The sequence below is a fragment of the Massilia sp. NP310 genome, assembly GCF_019443485.1.
In the GTDB taxonomy this organism is placed as follows: Bacteria; Pseudomonadota; Gammaproteobacteria; order Burkholderiales; family Burkholderiaceae_D; genus Telluria; species Telluria timonae.
The window spans coordinates 738,433-754,857 of the sequence record NZ_CP080379.1; the positions used below are offsets into that span (position 1 = coordinate 738,433).

Annotated in this window: 12 protein-coding genes; 9 read left to right on the plus strand and 3 right to left on the minus strand. The window is 66.8% G+C overall.

Annotated features, from left to right (window positions below; translation table 11 throughout):
- Nucleotides 1–12: 12 nt before the first annotated feature.
- Nucleotides 13–1,101: an MBL fold metallo-hydrolase gene (locus KY496_RS03435; protein ID WP_219863882.1), complete on the plus strand. Its 1,089-nt coding sequence runs from the start codon at nucleotides 13–15 to the stop codon at nucleotides 1,099–1,101.
- Between the two features lie 3 nt (nucleotides 1,102–1,104).
- Here KY496_RS03435 and KY496_RS03440 read toward each other — a convergent pair whose 3' ends face one another.
- Complete coding sequence (locus KY496_RS03440; protein ID WP_219863884.1) at nucleotides 1,105–2,217, minus strand: metallophosphoesterase; 1,113 nt, start codon at nucleotides 2,215–2,217, stop codon at nucleotides 1,105–1,107.
- A 145-nt stretch (nucleotides 2,218–2,362) separates the two neighbouring features.
- On the opposite strand from KY496_RS03440, the gene KY496_RS03445 reads away from it, so the two are divergent.
- A complete protein-coding gene (locus KY496_RS03445; RefSeq protein ID WP_005670255.1) occupies nucleotides 2,363–3,121 on the plus strand; it encodes a YdcF family protein in 759 nt (252 codons plus the stop codon).
- On the opposite strand, the gene recJ is transcribed toward KY496_RS03445, so the two are convergent.
- Both recJ and KY496_RS03455 read right to left on the minus strand, forming a co-directional pair.
- Entirely contained in the window at nucleotides 3,118–4,821 is a 1,704-nt protein-coding gene (gene recJ / locus KY496_RS03450; protein ID WP_005670258.1) for a single-stranded-DNA-specific exonuclease RecJ, read from the minus strand. The two genes, KY496_RS03445 and recJ, sit on opposite strands and share 4 nt — an antisense overlap.
- Nucleotides 4,818–5,834 carry a hypothetical protein gene (locus tag KY496_RS03455; RefSeq protein WP_219863886.1) on the minus strand — a complete coding sequence of 339 codons (1,017 nt, stop codon included), beginning with the start codon at nucleotides 5,832–5,834 and terminating at the stop codon, nucleotides 4,818–4,820. The genes recJ and KY496_RS03455 overlap by 4 nt, the downstream gene beginning before the upstream one ends.
- A gap of 159 nt (nucleotides 5,835–5,993) precedes the next feature.
- Between KY496_RS03455 and KY496_RS03460 the strand changes: the two genes are divergently transcribed.
- The 7 genes from KY496_RS03460 to KY496_RS03490 all read left to right on the plus strand — a co-directional run bounded on the left by KY496_RS03460 (nucleotide 5,994) and on the right by KY496_RS03490 (nucleotide 16,355).
- Nucleotides 5,994–7,277, plus strand: coding sequence for a lipoprotein-releasing ABC transporter permease subunit (locus tag KY496_RS03460; RefSeq protein ID WP_219863888.1), 1,284 nt, complete (start codon nucleotides 5,994–5,996; stop codon nucleotides 7,275–7,277).
- 38 nt (nucleotides 7,278–7,315) lie between these two features.
- Nucleotides 7,316–8,593 carry a lipoprotein-releasing ABC transporter permease subunit gene (locus tag KY496_RS03465; RefSeq protein ID WP_219863890.1) on the plus strand — a complete coding sequence of 426 codons (1,278 nt, stop codon included), beginning with the start codon at nucleotides 7,316–7,318 and terminating at the stop codon, nucleotides 8,591–8,593.
- Complete coding sequence (gene lolD / locus KY496_RS03470) at nucleotides 8,586–9,287, plus strand: lipoprotein-releasing ABC transporter ATP-binding protein LolD (protein WP_071363058.1); 702 nt, start codon at nucleotides 8,586–8,588, stop codon at nucleotides 9,285–9,287. The genes KY496_RS03465 and lolD overlap by 8 nt, the downstream gene beginning before the upstream one ends.
- A gap of 3 nt (nucleotides 9,288–9,290) precedes the next feature.
- The gene (locus KY496_RS03475) at nucleotides 9,291–10,097 is read left to right on the plus strand and encodes a TatD family hydrolase (RefSeq protein ID WP_219863892.1); all 807 of its coding nucleotides are present in this window, start codon (nucleotides 9,291–9,293) and stop codon (nucleotides 10,095–10,097) included.
- 128 nt (nucleotides 10,098–10,225) lie between these two features.
- Nucleotides 10,226–13,048: a type VI secretion system Vgr family protein gene (locus tag KY496_RS03480; RefSeq protein WP_219863894.1), complete on the plus strand. Its 2,823-nt coding sequence runs from the start codon at nucleotides 10,226–10,228 to the stop codon at nucleotides 13,046–13,048.
- Nucleotides 13,045–14,751 (plus strand): triacylglycerol lipase, encoded by a 1,707-nt coding sequence (locus tag KY496_RS03485; RefSeq protein ID WP_005670271.1) that lies wholly within the window; start codon nucleotides 13,045–13,047, stop codon nucleotides 14,749–14,751. Before KY496_RS03480 ends, KY496_RS03485 begins: the two co-directional genes overlap by 4 nt.
- Nucleotides 14,748–16,355, plus strand: a complete 1,608-nt coding sequence (locus KY496_RS03490; protein WP_219863895.1) for a T6SS immunity protein Tli4 family protein — start codon at nucleotides 14,748–14,750, stop codon at nucleotides 16,353–16,355. Before KY496_RS03485 ends, KY496_RS03490 begins: the two co-directional genes overlap by 4 nt.
- Nucleotides 16,356–16,425: the final 70 nt, after the last annotated feature.

Genomic DNA, 16,425 nt, shown 5'->3' on the forward strand with positions numbered 1-16,425 from the left:
GGACTCTGCTGCATGCGTACTTTACCCGTACTACTCATCCTGATCCTTGTCTTGCTTGGGGCTGGGTGTGCGAACCAACATCCTTATTTCGACTCCAGCAAGCCGCACCACCGGCCCGAAGGTTTCGCCAACAACTACCCGAACAACCCCGCCTACCAGCGCCCGACACTCGGCTTCTTCGAGGGCTGGGCGGCGCGCATCAGGAACTGGACCGAGGACGCATCCGTGCGCGCCCCGAGCGCGCCGATTCCGACGGTGGCGCCCGACCTGGCCTTCATCCACGCCAACCGCGGCACCCCGGCGCTGACCTGGATCGGCCATGCGACCTTCCTGTTCCAGACCGGGACGGGCGTGAACCTGCTGTTCGATCCGGTGTTCGACGAACGCGCCTCGCCGCTGTCCTTCGCCGGGCCGAAGCGTCACCAGCCGCCGGGCGTGGCGCTCGCCGACCTGCCGCGCATCGACGTGGTCCTGATCAGCCACTCGCACTACGACCACCTGTCGCGCGACTCGCTGCGCCGGCTGTACCGCCAGGCCGGCGGCCCGCCGCTGCTAGTGGCGCCGCTGGGCGTGGACCTGTGGCTGGAAAAGAACGTCACCGGCGGCGACCGTTCGCGCATCGTCAAGCTGGACTGGTGGGACAAGACCGTCTTCCAGGGGCTCGAGCTGCACCTGCTGCCGGTGCACCACTGGTCGGCGCGCTCGCTGTGGGACCGCAACGAGACCCTGTGGGGCGGCTTCGCGGTGACCCGCCCGGGGCATTCCTTCTTCTTCTCGGGCGACCTGGGGTATTCCAAGGACATCCAGGACATCGCGGCGCGCTTCGACGGCTTCGACCTGGCGGCGATCGGCATCGGCGCCTACCAGCCGGTCTGGTACCGCAATTCGCACGTCAGTCCGGACGAAGCGGTGCGCATCCACCGCGAGCTGCGCGTCAAACGCAGCGTCGGCATGCACTGGGGGACGTATCCGATGGGGCAGGAGCGGCTGGACCAGGCCGCGATCGACCTCGCCACCGCGCGCGAGGCGCAGGGCGTGGCCGATGACGAATTCTTCGTCATGAAGATCGGCGAGACCTACCGCGCGTCGGGTCCGCGCTGACACTCACGGTTGTGGCGCGCGCAGGGTCAGCTTGAGGATCTCGCCCGGTTGCCACAGCCGCATGCGCGGCCCCCAGCCGCCGGCGCCGCGGCTGGTCACCAGCTGCATGTCGCCTTCGCGGTGCAGCCCGACCAGGTGCGGGAATTCGCGCTTGACCAGGTAGCTGAACGGCCAGATCTGGCCGCCATGGGTATGGCCGGACAGCATCAGGCTCACGCCTTCGCGCGCCGCGCGTTCGACCAGGCCGGGCGCCGGGATGTGCGCCAGCAGGATGGTGGCGCCCTGCGCGCGGCTCGGAATCGTGCGCTCCAGTCCGGCGTAAATATCGCCGCCGCCGCGCATGGCGCGACCGATGTCGTCCAGGCCCGCCAGGTGCAGGCCGGGCGCGATCTCGACCCGCTCGTCGCGCAGCCATTGCACGCCGCCAGCGGAGAATTCGGCGATCGTGCCGCCGGCGTCGCCGTAGTATTCGTGGTTCCCCGTCACCGCCCACACGCCCAGCGGCGCGCGCAGGCGTTTGAGCACCGGCGCCAGCTGGTCGTCGTTGATCGGCTCGTCCTCGACCTGGTCGCCCAGCATCACGACCGCGGCCGGTTCCAGGGCATTGATCTGGTCGACCCGCTTGCCGAGCCAGGCGGCGCGGCGCTGGGCGCCGAGGTGGGTGTCGCTGATCGCGACCAGGGTCGTGCCGTCGAGCGCTTGCGGCAGTCCGGCCAGCGTCAATTCGTGCTCGACGATGCCGGGCGCGCGCACCGCCTGGAAGATGGCGAAGGCGCTGACCGACACGCCGGCGATGGCGCCGGCCGCCAGGATCCCTGGCGCCCACTGGCGCAGCCATAGCCCGAAGCCGGTCGCCAGGTCGGCCAGCAGCAGGTATTGCGTCATCACGAACAGGATGCCGAGCCAGGTCATGGCGAACTGACCCGGCCACCAGCGCCAGTCGAGGGCGGCGTCGCCCAGGCGCACGCCGAGCAGGTAGACGGCCCAGACCACCACGGCGCCGAGCCACCACCAGCGCGCCTTGACGCGCGTGCGTATCGGCGCCAGCGCATACAGGCGATGCGCCACGTAGAAATGCATCAGTGTGCCGATGCCGTTGAGGATGAGTGAAAACATGCGTACTTACACCGGTTCGGGCCGGCGAGCGTAGTCCAGAACCGGGCAATCATAGCGGGAATGCAATCTGCATGTCGCCAGGAATTATCCTTAGGTCAGTGTCGGGTTTATACTGCGTTGTTCCCGTTCATGAACCATCGCCCCAGTGACAGAACTGCTTAACGCGGTCGCGCGCAACCTGATCCTTCCTCCCGCCAGCCTGCTCCTCCTGATCGCGATCGGCCTGCTGCTGCGCCACCGCTGGCGCCGTGCCGGCGGCATCGTCGCCGGCGCGGCGCTGGCGTTGCTGGTCTTCTTGTCGAGCGGCGCCGGCGCGGGCTTCCTGGTCCGGCCGCTGGAAGCGATGGCGACCCCGCTGCGCGAGCCGGAAAAGGCCGGGGCGCAGGCGATCGTGGTGCTGGCGGCCGGCCGCCTGCGGGCGGCGCCGGAATACGGCGACCGCGACATCCCCGACCATATCGCGCTGGCGCGCCTGCGCTACGCGGCGCACCTGCACCGGCGCACCGGGCTGCCGATCCTGGTCAGCGGCGGCGCGCCAGGTCCAGGCGCCATGAGCCTCGCCGATGCGATGGCCGCCGCGTTGCGCGAGGACTTCGGGGTTCCGGTACGCTGGGTCGAGGGACGCTCGCGCAATACGGCCGAGAATGCGATGTTCAGCGCCGCGCTGCTGCGTCCCGAGAAGGTCGGACGCGTGCTGCTGGTGACCGATGCGATGCACATGGAGCGCGCCCGCACCGTATTCCAGCGCGGCGGGCTGCAGGTGACGGATGCGCCGACCATGTTCTTCGGCGAGCAGGCGCGCGGCGCGGGCGCCTGGGCGCCGAGTGCCGAAGGCATGCGGCGCGCGTGGTATGCCTCGTATGAGCTGATCGGGATTGCCTGGTACCGGCTGAAGTCGAGCTAGGCCGCTTCGGCATGCTCCACCAGCAACTGCACCTTGGTCACCCCATTGTATTCATTCGCATCGAGCCTGAACGCCACCCGCGCGCGCTCGGGCAGGCTGTCGGGATGCCCGAACCAGATCGCATCGTAACGGCGGCCGTTTTTCTCCAGCAGCAGTTTCAAATGGCGCTCCTTCAGGACGCGCTGGCTGATCACGCGGAACTCGTCGCAGAACACCGGCGGCGCGAAGCCCTGGCCCCAGACCTGGCCATCCATCAGTTCGATGAACTGGGTCGAGTAGAACTCATCTTCCAGCGGCCCGTCGGTCTCGACGATGCGCTCGAGCTGGGCCTCGGTCAGCCAGGCCTGGCCGACCGCCTCGAAGGCCTGGCAAAAATGCTCGAAGGCGTCGTGGCGGATCGACAGGCCGGCCGCCATTGAATGGCCGCCGAACTTGTCGATCAGGCCCGGCACGCGCTTGGACACCAGGTCGAGCGCATCGCGCAAGTGAAAGCCCGGGATCGAGCGGCCCGAGCCCTTGATCCAGCCGTCGCCGGCCGGGGCGAAGGTGATCGTCGGCCGATAGAATTTTTCCTTCAGGCGCGAGGCCACGATGCCGATCACGCCCTGGTGCCAGCCTTCGTCGAACACGGCGATGGTGCTGGCGCTGGTGGGCTCGAAGGTATCCAGGTGCAGCAGGGCGGTGTCCTGCATCTCGGCCTCGATCTCGCGCCGCTTGAGGTTGATCTCGTTGAGCTGCTGGGCGATGGCCCAGGCGCGGCCCTCGTCGTCGGTGGTCAGGCACTCGATGCCGAGCGCCATGTCTTCCAGCCGGCCGGCGGCGTTCAGGCGCGGGCCGACGGCAAAGCCCAGGTCGAACGGCGAGGCGCAGCGCGCTTCGCGGCCGGCCACGCGGAACAGGGCGGCCACGCCCGGATGCATGCGGCCGGCGCGCATGCGCTTGAGGCCTTGCGCGACCAGGATGCGGTTGTTGGCATCGAGCTTGACCACGTCGGCCACGGTGCCCAGCGCAACCAGGTCGAGCAGGCTGTCGAGTTTGGGCTGGGTCTGGGCGTCGAACACGCCGCGCCGGCGCAGCTCGGCGCGCAGGGCCAGCAGCACGTAGAACACCACGCCGACGCCGGCCAGGTTCTTGCTGGGGAAGCCGCATTCGGGCTGGTTCGGATTGACGATCACGCGCGCCGGGGGCAGCGTGTCGCCCGGCAGGTGGTGGTCGGTGACCACGACTTCGATGCCGAGCCGGTTGGCCTCGAGCACGCCCTCGATGCTGGCGATGCCGTTGTCGACCGTGACGATGATGTCGGGATTCTTTTCGCGCGCGGTGATCTCGACGATGCCGGGCGTGAGGCCATAGCCGTGCACGACGCGGTTGGGCACGAAGTAGTCGACCTCGGCGCCCATCGCGCGCAGGCCGCGCAGGGCGACCGCGCAGGCGGTGGCGCCGTCGCAATCGTAGTCGGCGACGATGGTCATGCGCTTGCCGGCCTGGATGGCGTCGGCCAGGAACACGGCGGCGGCGTCGATGTGCTTCAGGCCCGAGGGTGGGGACAGCGCCGCCAGCTCGCTCGAGAGTTCGCGCACGTGCTCCAGGCCGCGCGCGGCATAGATGCGCGCCAGCACCGGGTGGACGCCATCCTGGCGCAGCAGTTCCGAGATGCGGAACGGGCAGGGGCGGGTGGAGATACGGGTCTTCTGGGTCAAGTCAGTGAATCCAATGTCGGGCGGCGCCAGAATTTGCGCTGCGCCATCGCGGTCGTCGTGTGCTCGGCCAGGCCTTCGCGGCTGCTCAGGACCAGGCGCAGTTCGCGCACGCGGCCATCCTTGAGGGAAGCCAGCAGCGGCGCGAACAGTGTGTCTTCGAGGTGCTGCATGCCCTGCAGCCAGCCGTTCCAGTCGGCGGCCAGCGCCGCCTCGCCCAGGTTGCCGGCGACCAGCAGGCCATCCTGCGCCAGGATGCCGTCCAGGCGTTCGAGCGACGTCAGGCGCTGCTGGCCGAGGGCGGCCAGCCAACCGGGGACGGCATAGGTGGCCATCGTTGTCGAAGGCGGCTGCGCCTGCATGCTTGCACCCCACACCCAGAACGCGTTCACCACCGGCAGCCGGCGCGCCTCGCGCGCGGCGTTGACGGGGTGCGCGTGCCAGGCCATCTGCACCTCGTTCTGCAGGCGCCGGTAGGCTTGCGCCCCGACGCCCTTCGGCATGAAGTCGGTCAGGTCCATATTGGCGACCGTGTCCGGGCTGGCGGTCTCGAAACCGGTCCAGTCGTCGGCGCGCAGGAACCAGGTGTGGGCGTCGCCGTAGCGCAGTTCGTGGCCGATCTCTTCGCACAGGCCCCGGGCGGCCTCGAACAGCGCGCGGCCGTCCGCGTCGTCCAGGCTCACCTGGCGCGTGTCGGCCATCATCAGGTGGCTGCGCGCGATCTGGATGTGGGCCGGCGTGACGAGATGCCAGCGGCCGGCGCCGGGTTCGAGCCCGAAGCCGCGCATGGCGGCCACGGCGAACGGGGTATGGCCATCGTCGGCAAGGCCGAGCTCGCGCGCCAGCCAGGTTTCATGCGGCAGGGCGTGGGCAATGTCGGCCTTTGGGGCGCGCCGGTCGCTCGACGTGCGCGACAGCAGCGCGCTGAGTGCCGGCGCCTGCAGGGCGCGGACCAGGTCGGGAGCGAATTCGGGGAGCGGGAGGGAGAACGGCAGGACAAGCGTAATATGAGCCATCCCGCTATTTTAGGCCAAAATCGGCCGGCCGGCGGGTTTGATCTTGGCTTGCCGCACAGCGTTTGCACATGGTTTTTTGCTAATCCGCGCCACAAAAGTGGTTTGTCTGGCAAACTGCCGGGTTGGCGCAGCCAAAAGAACAAGAACCGACAGGATTGTATGAGCATCACCCATAAACTTCCGTATGAATGGCAGATCGGCCTGCGTTATACCCGCGCCGGCAAGCGCAGCGGCCGCAACAGTTTTATTTCGTTCATCTCGATGGCGTCGGTGGCCGGCATCGCCCTCGGCGTGGCCGCCCTGATCGTGGTGCTGTCGGTGATGAACGGCTTCCAGAAGGAGGTCACCAACCGCATGCTGTCGATGCTGGCGCACGTCGAGATCTTCGATGCGCGCGGCGCGCTGCCGGACTGGCGCGCGACAAGCGCTGATGCGCTGCGCCATCCCGAAGTGCGCGCCGCCGCACCTTTCCTCGATGCGCAATCGATGCTGCTGGTCGATGGCGTCATGAAGCCGGCACTGCTGCGCGGGGTCGAGCCGACCGAGGAAGCCAGGGTATCCGACGTCGCCAAACAGATGAAGGAAGGCAGCTTCGATTCGCTGCGTCCCGGATCCTTCAACGTCGTGCTGGGCCGTGCGCTGGCCAAGTCGCTCGGCGTCGGCGTCGGCGACCGCGTGTCGCTGCTGGTGGCCAGCAGCGGCATCCTGGGTGGCGCCGCTTCGCCCGGCGAAAATCCCTTGCCGCGCTCGCGGGCGCTGACGGTGTCGGGCATTTTCGAGGCCGGCCACTTCGAATTCGATTCCACGCTGGCGCTGGTGAACATTGTCGACGCCGAGGCCGCGACCGGGGCCACGGCGCCGCTCGGCCTGCGCCTGCGCCTGGCCGACCTGCAGCAGGCGCCGCGCGTGGCCTACGAGCTGCAGCAGTCGATGGGGGGCGACCTGATCATGCGCGACTGGACCAAGGTAAACACCGTGTGGTTCGCCGCCGTGCAGTCGCAGAAAAACATGATGTTCATTATCCTGACCATGATCGTGGCGGTGGCCGCCTTCAACCTGGTCTCGACCCTGGTCATGACGGTCAAGGACAAGCAGGCCGACATCGCCATCCTGCGCACCCTGGGCGCCTCGCCGCGCGGCATCATGAAGATCTTCATCGTGCAGGGCACGCTGGTGGGCATGCTGGGCGGCCTGCTCGGCGTCGGCCTGGGTGTGCTGGTGGCGCTGAACGTCGATGTCATCGTGCCGGCCATCGAGCGCGTGCTCGGCGTGCACTTCCTGTCGCAAGAGGTCTACCTGATCAGCGAGATGCCGTCCGAGCTGCTGTGGCGCGACGTCGGCTGGATCGGCGGCGTGGCCGTGCTGCTGTCCTTCCTGGCCACGATCTACCCGAGCTGGGCGGCGTCGCGCGTCAAGCCGGCCGAGGCGCTCAGGTATGAATAACACCGTAGCAGTCATCACCAATCCGATCATGGGAACACATGAGCATCATCCACAAACTGCCGTATGAGTGGCAGGTCGGCCTGCGCTACACGCGGGCCGGCAAGCGCAGCGGGCGCAGCAGCTTCATCTCTTTCATTTCGCTGATCTCGGTGGCCGGCATCGCCCTCGGCGTCGCGGCCCTGATCATCGTGCTGTCGGTGATGAACGGCTTTCAGAAACAGGTCACCGACCGCATGCTGTCGGTGCTGGCCCATATCGAGGTATTCGACGCTTCCGGCAGTCTGCCCGACTGGCGCGCGTCCGCGCAGGAGGCGCTGCGCAATCCAAACGTGCTGGGCGCGGCGCCATTCGTCGAGACCCAGGGCCTCCTGGTGCGCGACGGCGTGATGCGTCCGTCGATCGTGCGCGGCGTGCTGCCGGGCGAGGAAGACAAGGTCTCGACCGTGGCGCGCCAGGTGCGCGCCGGCAGCTTCGACGCCCTGAAGCCCGGCAGTTTCAACATCGTGCTGGGCTACGCGCTGGCGCGCGCGCTCGGCGTCGGCCTGGGCGACAAGGTCACGATGGTGCTGGCCCAGGGTCAGGTGACGCCGGCCGGCATGGTGCCGCGCACCCGCAGCTTCACCGTCGCCGGCATCTTCGAGGCCGGCCACTTCGATTTCGATGCGGCGCTGTCCTTCATCCACGTGGAAGACGCCCAGCGCCTGGAGCGCTTGCCGGCGCCGTCCGGCCTGCGCCTGCGCATCGCGAACATGCGCGAGGCGCCCGAAGTGGCCGAGCAGCTGAAGGGCCAGATGAGCGGCGCGAAGGAGGGTAACCTCACGGTGCGCGACTGGCCCAAGCTCAACGCCAACTGGTACGCTGCCGTACAGACCGAAAAAAAGATGATGTTCATTATCCTCACCCTGATCATCGCGGTGGCCGCCTTCAACCTGGTCTCGAGCCTGGTGATGACGGTGACCGAGAAGCAGGCCGATATCGCGATCCTGCGCACGCTGGGGTCGTCGCCGCAATCGATCATGAAGATCTTCATGGTGCAGGGCGGGGCGATCGGCGTGCTGGGGACGCTGGCCGGCGTCGGCATGGGGGTGGCGGTGAGCCTGAACATCGATGTCATCGTTCCGTTCATCGAACGTTTGCTGGGAGTGGAGTTCTTGTCCAAAGATATATATTTGATCAGTACCGTGCCGTCCGACCTGCATGGACCGGACGTCGCCGTCATCGGCGTCATCTCGGTGCTGCTGGCGTTTGCCGCCACCGTGTATCCGAGCTGGGCCGCCTCGCGCGTGAAACCGGCGGAGGCGCTGCGTTATGAGTGATGCATTCAACGGCGCCCCGGTGCTGGCCTGCCGCAGCCTCGGCAAAACCTTCAAGCAGGGCGACGCCAATGTGCGTGTGATCGACGGCATCGATTTCGCCGTCCACCGCGGCGAGCGCGTCGCCATCGTCGGCGCCTCCGGTTCCGGCAAATCCACCTTGCTGCACCTGCTGGGCGGCCTGGATACGCCGAGCAGCGGCTCGGTGACCCTGCACGGCGAGGATTTCGCCAACCTGTCCGAGGCGCGCCGCGGCGAGCTGCGCAACACGGCGCTGGGCTTCGTCTATCAGTTCCACCACCTGCTGCCCGAGTTCACGGCGCTCGACAACGTCATGATGCCGCTCCTGATCCGGCGCGAGCAGCGCCCGGTCGCGATGGAGCGCGCGCAGGCGATCCTGGAACGCGTGGGCCTGGGCAAGCGCGTGGCGCACCGTCCGGGCGAACTGTCGGGCGGCGAGCGCCAGCGGGTGGCGCTGGCGCGCGCGCTGGTGACCCAGCCCGCATGCGTGCTGGCCGACGAACCGACCGGCAACCTCGATCACACCACGGCGCAGATCATCTTCGACCTGATGCTCGAACTGTCGCGCACCCTCGGCACCGCCTTCGTGATCGTCACCCACGACATGGAACTGGCGCGCCGCTGCGACCGCGTGCTGCGCATGACGGAACACGGCCTGCAGCCGGCGCAAGGCTGAACCATGTGGATCGATACCCACGTCCATCTGGATGCGCGCGAGTACGGCGGTGACGGCGCTGGCGTGGCGCGCAAGGCGCAGGAAAGCGGCGTGTCGATGATCGTGATCGTTGCGGTCGAGCGGGGCAACTTCGACGCCGTGGCCAGCCTGGCGCACGGCAGCCCGAATGCCTGCTATGCGCTCGGGATACACCCGATCTGCGTGCCGCAGGCGCGGGACGACGACCTGGCCTATATGCGCACGCGGGTCGAGCAGGCGATGAGCGACCCGCGCTTCGTGGGCATCGGCGAGATCGGGCTGGATTTCTTCATTCCCGAACTGAAGGAACCCGCCATGCGCGACAAGCAGGAGCGGTTCTTCCGCGAACAGTTGCGCATCGCGCGCGACTTCGGCCTGCCGGTCTTGACCCATGTGCGGCGCTCGCAAGACCAGGTGCTCAAGCACCTGCGCCAGATTCGCCCGCCAGGGGGCATCGCCCATGCATTCAACGGCAGTTTCCAGCAGGCGCAGAATTTCATTGAGCTGGGATTTCACCTGGGATTCGGCGGCAACATGACCTTCACGCGCGCGCTGCAGATCCGGCGCCTGGCGGCCGAGCTGCCACTGGAATCGATCGTGCTGGAGACCGACTCGCCCGACATCGCACCGAGCTGGATTCATCCGGGACGCAACAGTCCCGATCAACTCCCGGGCATCGGCGCCACCCTGGCCGAATTGCGCGGGATGAGCGTCGACGAGGTGCGTGTTGCGGCATATCGTGCTTCGCTCGCCGCGATTCCCCGTCTTTCCGGGCTGTGTGGCGCCATTTAGATGACCATCAGCCCTGCGGGAAGTTCAATCGATCTCACTCGACAGTTGCTGACACGCCCCAAATCCCGTATTTACCCGCTGTGACAAGATGTGCTTCCTCATGAGTAAAAACCGGACGGGAGAGACACTTGGACAGCGCGAGCGAATTCCTGCGCATGCTGCAGCACGAGAAATCGCTGACGACCGCCCATCGGGCGATCCGGCTGCGCCTGGGCCACGCCGACCACCTTGCCGATGAGGTGCTGCTGCCGCAGCGGGTCAGCGGCAACGAGTCCGTCTGCGGCAGCCTCGAATACGTCGTCACCTGCGTCGCTTCCACGCCGCGCCTGCCGCTCAAGGAACTGATCGCGCTGCCGGCCGAGATCCAGTTCGTCACCGACCGCGGCCAGTTGCGCGGTGCCTGCGGCATCGTGGCCGAAGCCCGCGCCGGCGACTACGACGGCGGCCTGGGCGTTTACCAGCTGGTGATCCGCGACGCGCTGGCGATCATGGAAAAGCGCGTCAACAGTCGCGTGTTCCGCTACCAGAACGAACTCGAGATCGTGCAGGTGCTGTTCGACGAATGGCGTCAATCGAACGGCGTGCTGGCCAGCGCCTTCGAATACGAACTCGATCCGCTGTTCGACATGCGCCAGTTCCCGCCGCGCGAACAGACGATGCAATACAACGAGTCCGACGCCGCCTTCGTGCGCCGCCTGCTGCGCCGGCGCGGCGTGGCCTGGACCTTCCGCCCCGGCCATGCGCGCACCCGGAACCTCGAGGTCGAGCGCGACACCTCGCCGGTGCACACGCTGGTGCTGTTCGCCGACTCCAACTCGCTGCCGCGCAACGGCGCCGGCACCGTGCGCTACCACCGCGGCGGCGCCAGCGAAGAACGCGACACCATCGTCTCCTGGAGCGCCGCGCGCCGCCTGCAGGCGGGCAGCACCACGCGCCACAGCTGGGACTACCGCAACCCGCTCGGCACCCAGTTCATGACCGCCACCGCGCGCAGCATGGCCGACCAGGGCCGCAGCGGCAACCAGCTTGCCGCCAGCCTCGACGACTACCAGGTCGAAATGCCGCATGCCGGCAACGACGTCGAAGACCACTGGCGCCTCGGCCAGGTGCGCATGAACCGGCACGAGTTCGAGACCAAGTGCTTCCACGGCGAGGGCAGCGTGCGCGACCTGCGCGCCGGCGAATGGTTCACCCTGAGCGGCCATCCCGAGATCGACACCCACCCGGCGGCCGAGCGCGACTTCACCATCACCACACTGCACGTCGAGGCCGAGAACAACCTGCCGGCCGATGTCTCGGCGCGCGTGCGGCGCCTGATGGGTGCCTGGATGGACGACGCCGCCTTTCCGGACACGCCGCCATCGCTCGATGCGGTGCGGGTGCGGGTCAGCTTCGACGCGGTCCGGCGCGGCATCCCGCTGGTGCCCAGCTTCGACCCGCGGGTCGACCTGCCGCATCCGCAGCTGCAAAGCGCGATCGTCACCGGCCCGCCGGGCGAAGAGGTGCATTGCGACGCGCTGGGCCGGGTCAAGATCCGCTTTCCCGGCATGCGCACCAGCGACCACCGCCACGCGCATGGCGCCGGCGCGTCCGACACGCCGGCCGATTCGGCCTGGGTGCGGGTGGCGTCCAACTGGGCCGGCGCCGGGCCGGGCAGCCAGCAGCAAGCCGGCACGCTTGGCCTGCCGCGCGTCGGCACCGAGGTGCTGGTGGCGTTCATGGGCGGCGACCCGGATCGGCCGGTGATCCTGTCGCAGCTGTACAACCAGCGTGCGCAGCCGCCGGCGCTGAGCCGGGCGGGGGAATTGCCGGGCAACCGGTATTTGTCGGGGATGCGCAGCCGCGAAATTGGCGGCGCGCGCGGCGGCCAGCTGCTGTTCGACGACACGCCGGGGCAGATCGCGGTGCAGCTGGCCAGCGAACATGCGGCTTCTGAACTCAACCTCGGCTGGCTGTCCGAGCCGCGCGCGAACGGACAGGCCGGCCCGCGCGGCGAAGGAGCGGAACTACGCAGCGACAAGGCGGTGGCGCTGCGCGGCGGCGAAGGCATCCTGCTCAGCGCGGGGGGCAAGCAGATTGATGGCGGCGTCCAGCTGGAGCGCGCCAGCCTGGTCGGGATCGCGGAGGCGATGCATGGCGTGCTGGACACGCTTGGGCGGCTGGCGGGCGACCATGGCGAGAGCGAAGAAGCCAAGCCGCGCCTGGATGCGCTGGCCGAACGGTTGCGCCATTGGCATGACGGCTCGAATGTCGCGCCGGGTTCCGGAACGGGGGGCGAGCCACTGGTGGCCGTGAACGCGCCGGCCGGCGTGGTGATCGCGAGCGACGACAGCATCGCCCTCGGCGCCCAGACCAAGGTCGACATCGTCTCGACCGGCGACGCCGAAATGGCGACCGGCCGCAGCCTCTTCTTGCGCGCCTCGCGCGCGCTCAGCATGTTCGCCTATGAGCTGGGCATGAAGCTGATCGCCGCCCGCGGCGACATCGTGGTGGAGACCCACCGCGGCGACATCGAGATCAAGTCCTCTAACCGTATCCGCCTGATCGCCGCCACCGGCATCGAGCTCGAAGCGCCGTCGGTGAAAGTGGTATCGCAGGGCACGCAGACCGACTGGGACGGCGGCACCATCACACACCAGAGCAGCGGCAAGCACGTGGTCAGGGCGGCCTCGGTCGAGCATCTGTCTCCGGGCGGCGGCACGCCCGCCGGCCTGCGCCTGCCGGCGACCGAACTGGAGACGGACGAGCGGGTGGTCTTGATCGACCGCCAGACCAATCTGCCGGCCCGCGGCAAGCGCTACGTCGCGCGCCACGAAGACGGCACGCGCATCCAGGGCGTCACTGACGACGAGGGACGCACCAGCATCCTGAGCAGCTACGCGATGGGCGACATCGAAATCCGCGTGTTGCCCGACGACGAACCAGACGATCCCGGTGCGGGCCGGGCATGAAGGAGCCGACCCGTCCAATTCCCCAGCCAACTATCGATCGCGATGGAAGCCTGGTAGCGCATACGGTCGCGACGCCGACGGCCTTCAAGGTGAGGGCCCGGGTCACTATTGGGTCGCGCAAGGTGATTCCGGTGATTCTCGTGCCTGGAATCATGGGGTCCAATCTGCGGGCCAGGGCCGACATGAAACCCAGGGCGGATGACATCCTGAGGCCGGGTGAATCGGCCTGGCGCCCGCCAAGCGGCAATATCGACGGCTATCTCGAATCGTTGAAATGGTCTGTGCGCAGTCCTTCCGAACGGCAGCGGATCCTGGACGCAAGCACTCTCGAAGTGGACCCAGGCGGCGAGTTGGCATTCGCACCGAATGTGTTCGATCCAGGGGTTTTGCGTGAGCGTGGCTGGGGCGAAGTGCACGCCGGATCCTATGGTGCGCTCCTCATCGATCTGCAGCGCCATCTGGACAAGACCTTCCAGGTATCGCCTCGTGGTACGCGCGAGATACGTCACTTCTGGCGCAGGGTCATGCAGACCGAGGCGTCGTCGTGGGGTGTACGCCATATTGAGAAAGTGACAGAAGCTGAGCTCGAGAAATTTGCCGCCTACCAATACCCGGTGTACGCGTTCGGCTACAACTGGCTCAATTCATGTGAAGACTCGGCGCGCCGGCTGCGCACTCGCATCGACGCGATCAAGGCATTCTGGGCCGAACGCAAGCACCAGTGCGAAAAAGTGATCCTGATAACCCATTCGATGGGAGGCCTGGTCGCGCGTGCCTGCGCGCGGCTGAGCCCCCCCGGGGATGGGAGCGCGCCGGATATTGCCGGGATCATCCACGCGACGATGCCGGCACTGGGCGCGCCAGTCGCCTACCGGCGCATTGCATGCGGCACCGAAGGCGGGCGTTTCGCGAACGGCTTTGGCGATAATCGCAAGGCGTCCGCCATCGCTGACATCATCGGCGAAAGCAGTGCCGAAACGACGCCGGTCATGGCCGTTTCCCCCGGCGCCCTGCAACTGTTGCCGAACCATCTGTATCCCCGGCCCTGGATTGTCATCAAGTCGATGCGGTCGGTAAATCGCCGTGATGAGGTGCGCGATCTGCTATCGCTACCGGATGGTAATCCTTACGATTTCTATCGTGATATGAAATCCTGGTATCGCATGATCGATCCGACACTTGCCGATCCAGCCAAGCGCCATGACAACATGGACGAATCGGTTGTCGATCGCATTAGCAAGGCAATTGGTGCCGCCGAGCGATTACATACGACATTGCTGATGACTGGGGGCGCAGGCAGTTCGTCTTCGAAACCTTACTACCATCCGCATACCTATGTATTCTACGGTGCGGACAAGGAACTGAAAGCCTTTGGACAAATCCGATGGGTGGCCCGCGAACCGTCGATCAATCCTACCGCGTTATCCCCGTCGCTGATTCGCGCCGCGACACTTGTGTCGGCGACGCGCAACGGCGACCGCGAGGTACGTGTGGGGCGGGATCTACAACTGCGCTTCTTCGTCTGGCCGGAAGACGCCCATGGCGACGAGACCGTGCCGGTCCAATCCGGCGCTGGATCTTCTCCGCATGTACGGCAGACGTTCGCGCCGGCCGGATTCCGGCATCAGCAAAGCCTCGAGCCCGAGGCGATGCGCCTCCTGGTACGCCATCTTATCGTCAAGATCGTTCAGGAAATCAAATGAAGCGGCTCGGCGGCAGACGAGTGCGATGGGTGTGTGGGCTGACAGCGTTCGTGCTGGCGCTCACGTCGCTCATCGCCAGTTCGGTACAGGCGGACTACGACAAGCAGAAGGTGGCAAAAATGACCGAGAAAATGAAGACACGCTGCGTGGGCCGTTTCCTGATCGATTTGCCGGCAGATGCACAGGTCACCATGCGGTACGGCGCATTAGGGGGTTTTGATATCTCCACTTCCAACGCCGAATCCGAGGAGGAGTTTGCCGAGCGCTTGCGCAAGGAAGAACACGAGATAGCGGGCGCCGTCAACGAGGACGGTCAACCCAGCCTGGAGGCGAGCAAGGAGATCACGGTTGGCGCGGGGCGTGGAAAAACCTTCGTGTATAACCGGGAACGCACGAAAATACTGGGAGACGAAGGTTTTTTTTTCAGCGAGAATGTCCAATTTCTCAGCATGCTCCGATTTCCCGGGGTGAGCGTCACCGGCGAGATCGAGTGGGTCGCACCCCGGTATATCGATCGCTTGACCAGGATACTCAGCCGCATCCGGCCACTTGCTGACGAGGAAATACCGAGCGAGAGCGGCTTTTGCCTTGGACATGTCATTCTCCAGGACCCCTACGAACACGACAATGTCGAGACTGTCGTGATGTTCGCCGGAATCCCTGGTCATCCGGACGTCAACATCGCCCTGTCGTCGATGTCGGGAACCAGCCCGGCGCCTGGCCTGCTGGCACGCCACGAAAGAGCGGTATCCCGTTTCCCGATGTTCATGCGGCTCGCGTTTTCGCATCTACGTGAGCACGAGCGCACGATCAATGGACTGCTGGGCGAAGAGTTGGTGTTGCGCGCGCGCGAGCCGAATTTCACGACCGGCTATTCATTTCAATGGGAGATGGCCGGCAACCAGGACGATGTCCACGCGCCGCGCCTGAAGCTCGAACTGGAGTCGGGCGTCAACCCGGTTTCTGGCGGCAAGCCGGTACAGTCGACGCTGACCGAAGAGGCCATGTTCGAATTATGGGAAAGCATCGTCACCAGTATCCGGCCCAGACCGGCTGCCCCGGCGGCCAATACAAAGCCTGACCGTCCCGCGGTAGCGCTGGGAACGAGCGCCCTGGCAGGGGAGACCTGCCCCCAGACCGGATGGTGGCACTGTGGCGACGGAGGGAATGGCATTTCCGTTCTGGGCGGGCAGCGTCAGTTCCTGAAGCAGGGCCAGACCATGCCGCAGGCCCTGTTGCTCCCTGAGCAAACCATGTGGCAGCGCTTGCGGGGCGTGCAGCCCAGCTACGAGAGTGCGAACGCGACTTTATGGGCACTGGTGGACAAGCGCAACAGCGAGCGCAAGACGCAGCTGCCCGGGCTGGAGCAGGCACTGGGCGTTTCCGAGCGTGGCAATATGCCCGCAGGGGCGGCGCCTTTCAATCATGTCGACATGGCAATCGGGAGTGTGGCGAAGACTGGATGGCAGTGCCCGGCGAGCGGCTGGTGGCGCTGTGAAGACAGCCAGGCGCTGGACGGCACCCGCTGGTTCGCGGCTGGCGCCCTGCTGCCAGCTGCGACATTCCAGGCGCTGCCGCGCCGGAATGGCGTCGCCCACACCTAGTTGATCCGTCGACGCAGCGCCTGGCAACTCGTACGCGCGGCGGATTCTGCCTCGGCCAGCTAGATCGTTG

Bases quoted from the DNA above. Each gene is read 5' to 3' on its own strand.
- KY496_RS03435 (WP_219863882.1), top strand. From the start codon at position 13: ATGCGTACTTTACCCGTACTACTCATCCTGATCCTTGTCTTGCTTGGG.
- KY496_RS03440 (WP_219863884.1), bottom strand. From the start codon at position 2,217: ATGTTTTCACTCATCCTCAACGGCATCGGCACACTGATGCATTTCTAC.
- KY496_RS03455 (WP_219863886.1), bottom strand. From the start codon at position 5,834: ATGGCTCATATTACGCTTGTCCTGCCGTTCTCCCTCCCGCTCCCCGAA.
- KY496_RS03460 (WP_219863888.1), top strand. From the start codon at position 5,994: ATGAGCATCACCCATAAACTTCCGTATGAATGGCAGATCGGCCTGCGT.
- KY496_RS03465 (WP_219863890.1), top strand. From the start codon at position 7,316: ATGAGCATCATCCACAAACTGCCGTATGAGTGGCAGGTCGGCCTGCGC.
- lolD (WP_071363058.1), top strand. From the start codon at position 8,586: ATGAGTGATGCATTCAACGGCGCCCCGGTGCTGGCCTGCCGCAGCCTC.
- KY496_RS03475 (WP_219863892.1), top strand. From the start codon at position 9,291: ATGTGGATCGATACCCACGTCCATCTGGATGCGCGCGAGTACGGCGGT.
- KY496_RS03485 (WP_005670271.1), top strand. From the start codon at position 13,045: ATGAAGGAGCCGACCCGTCCAATTCCCCAGCCAACTATCGATCGCGAT.
- KY496_RS03490 (WP_219863895.1), top strand. From the start codon at position 14,748: ATGAAGCGGCTCGGCGGCAGACGAGTGCGATGGGTGTGTGGGCTGACA.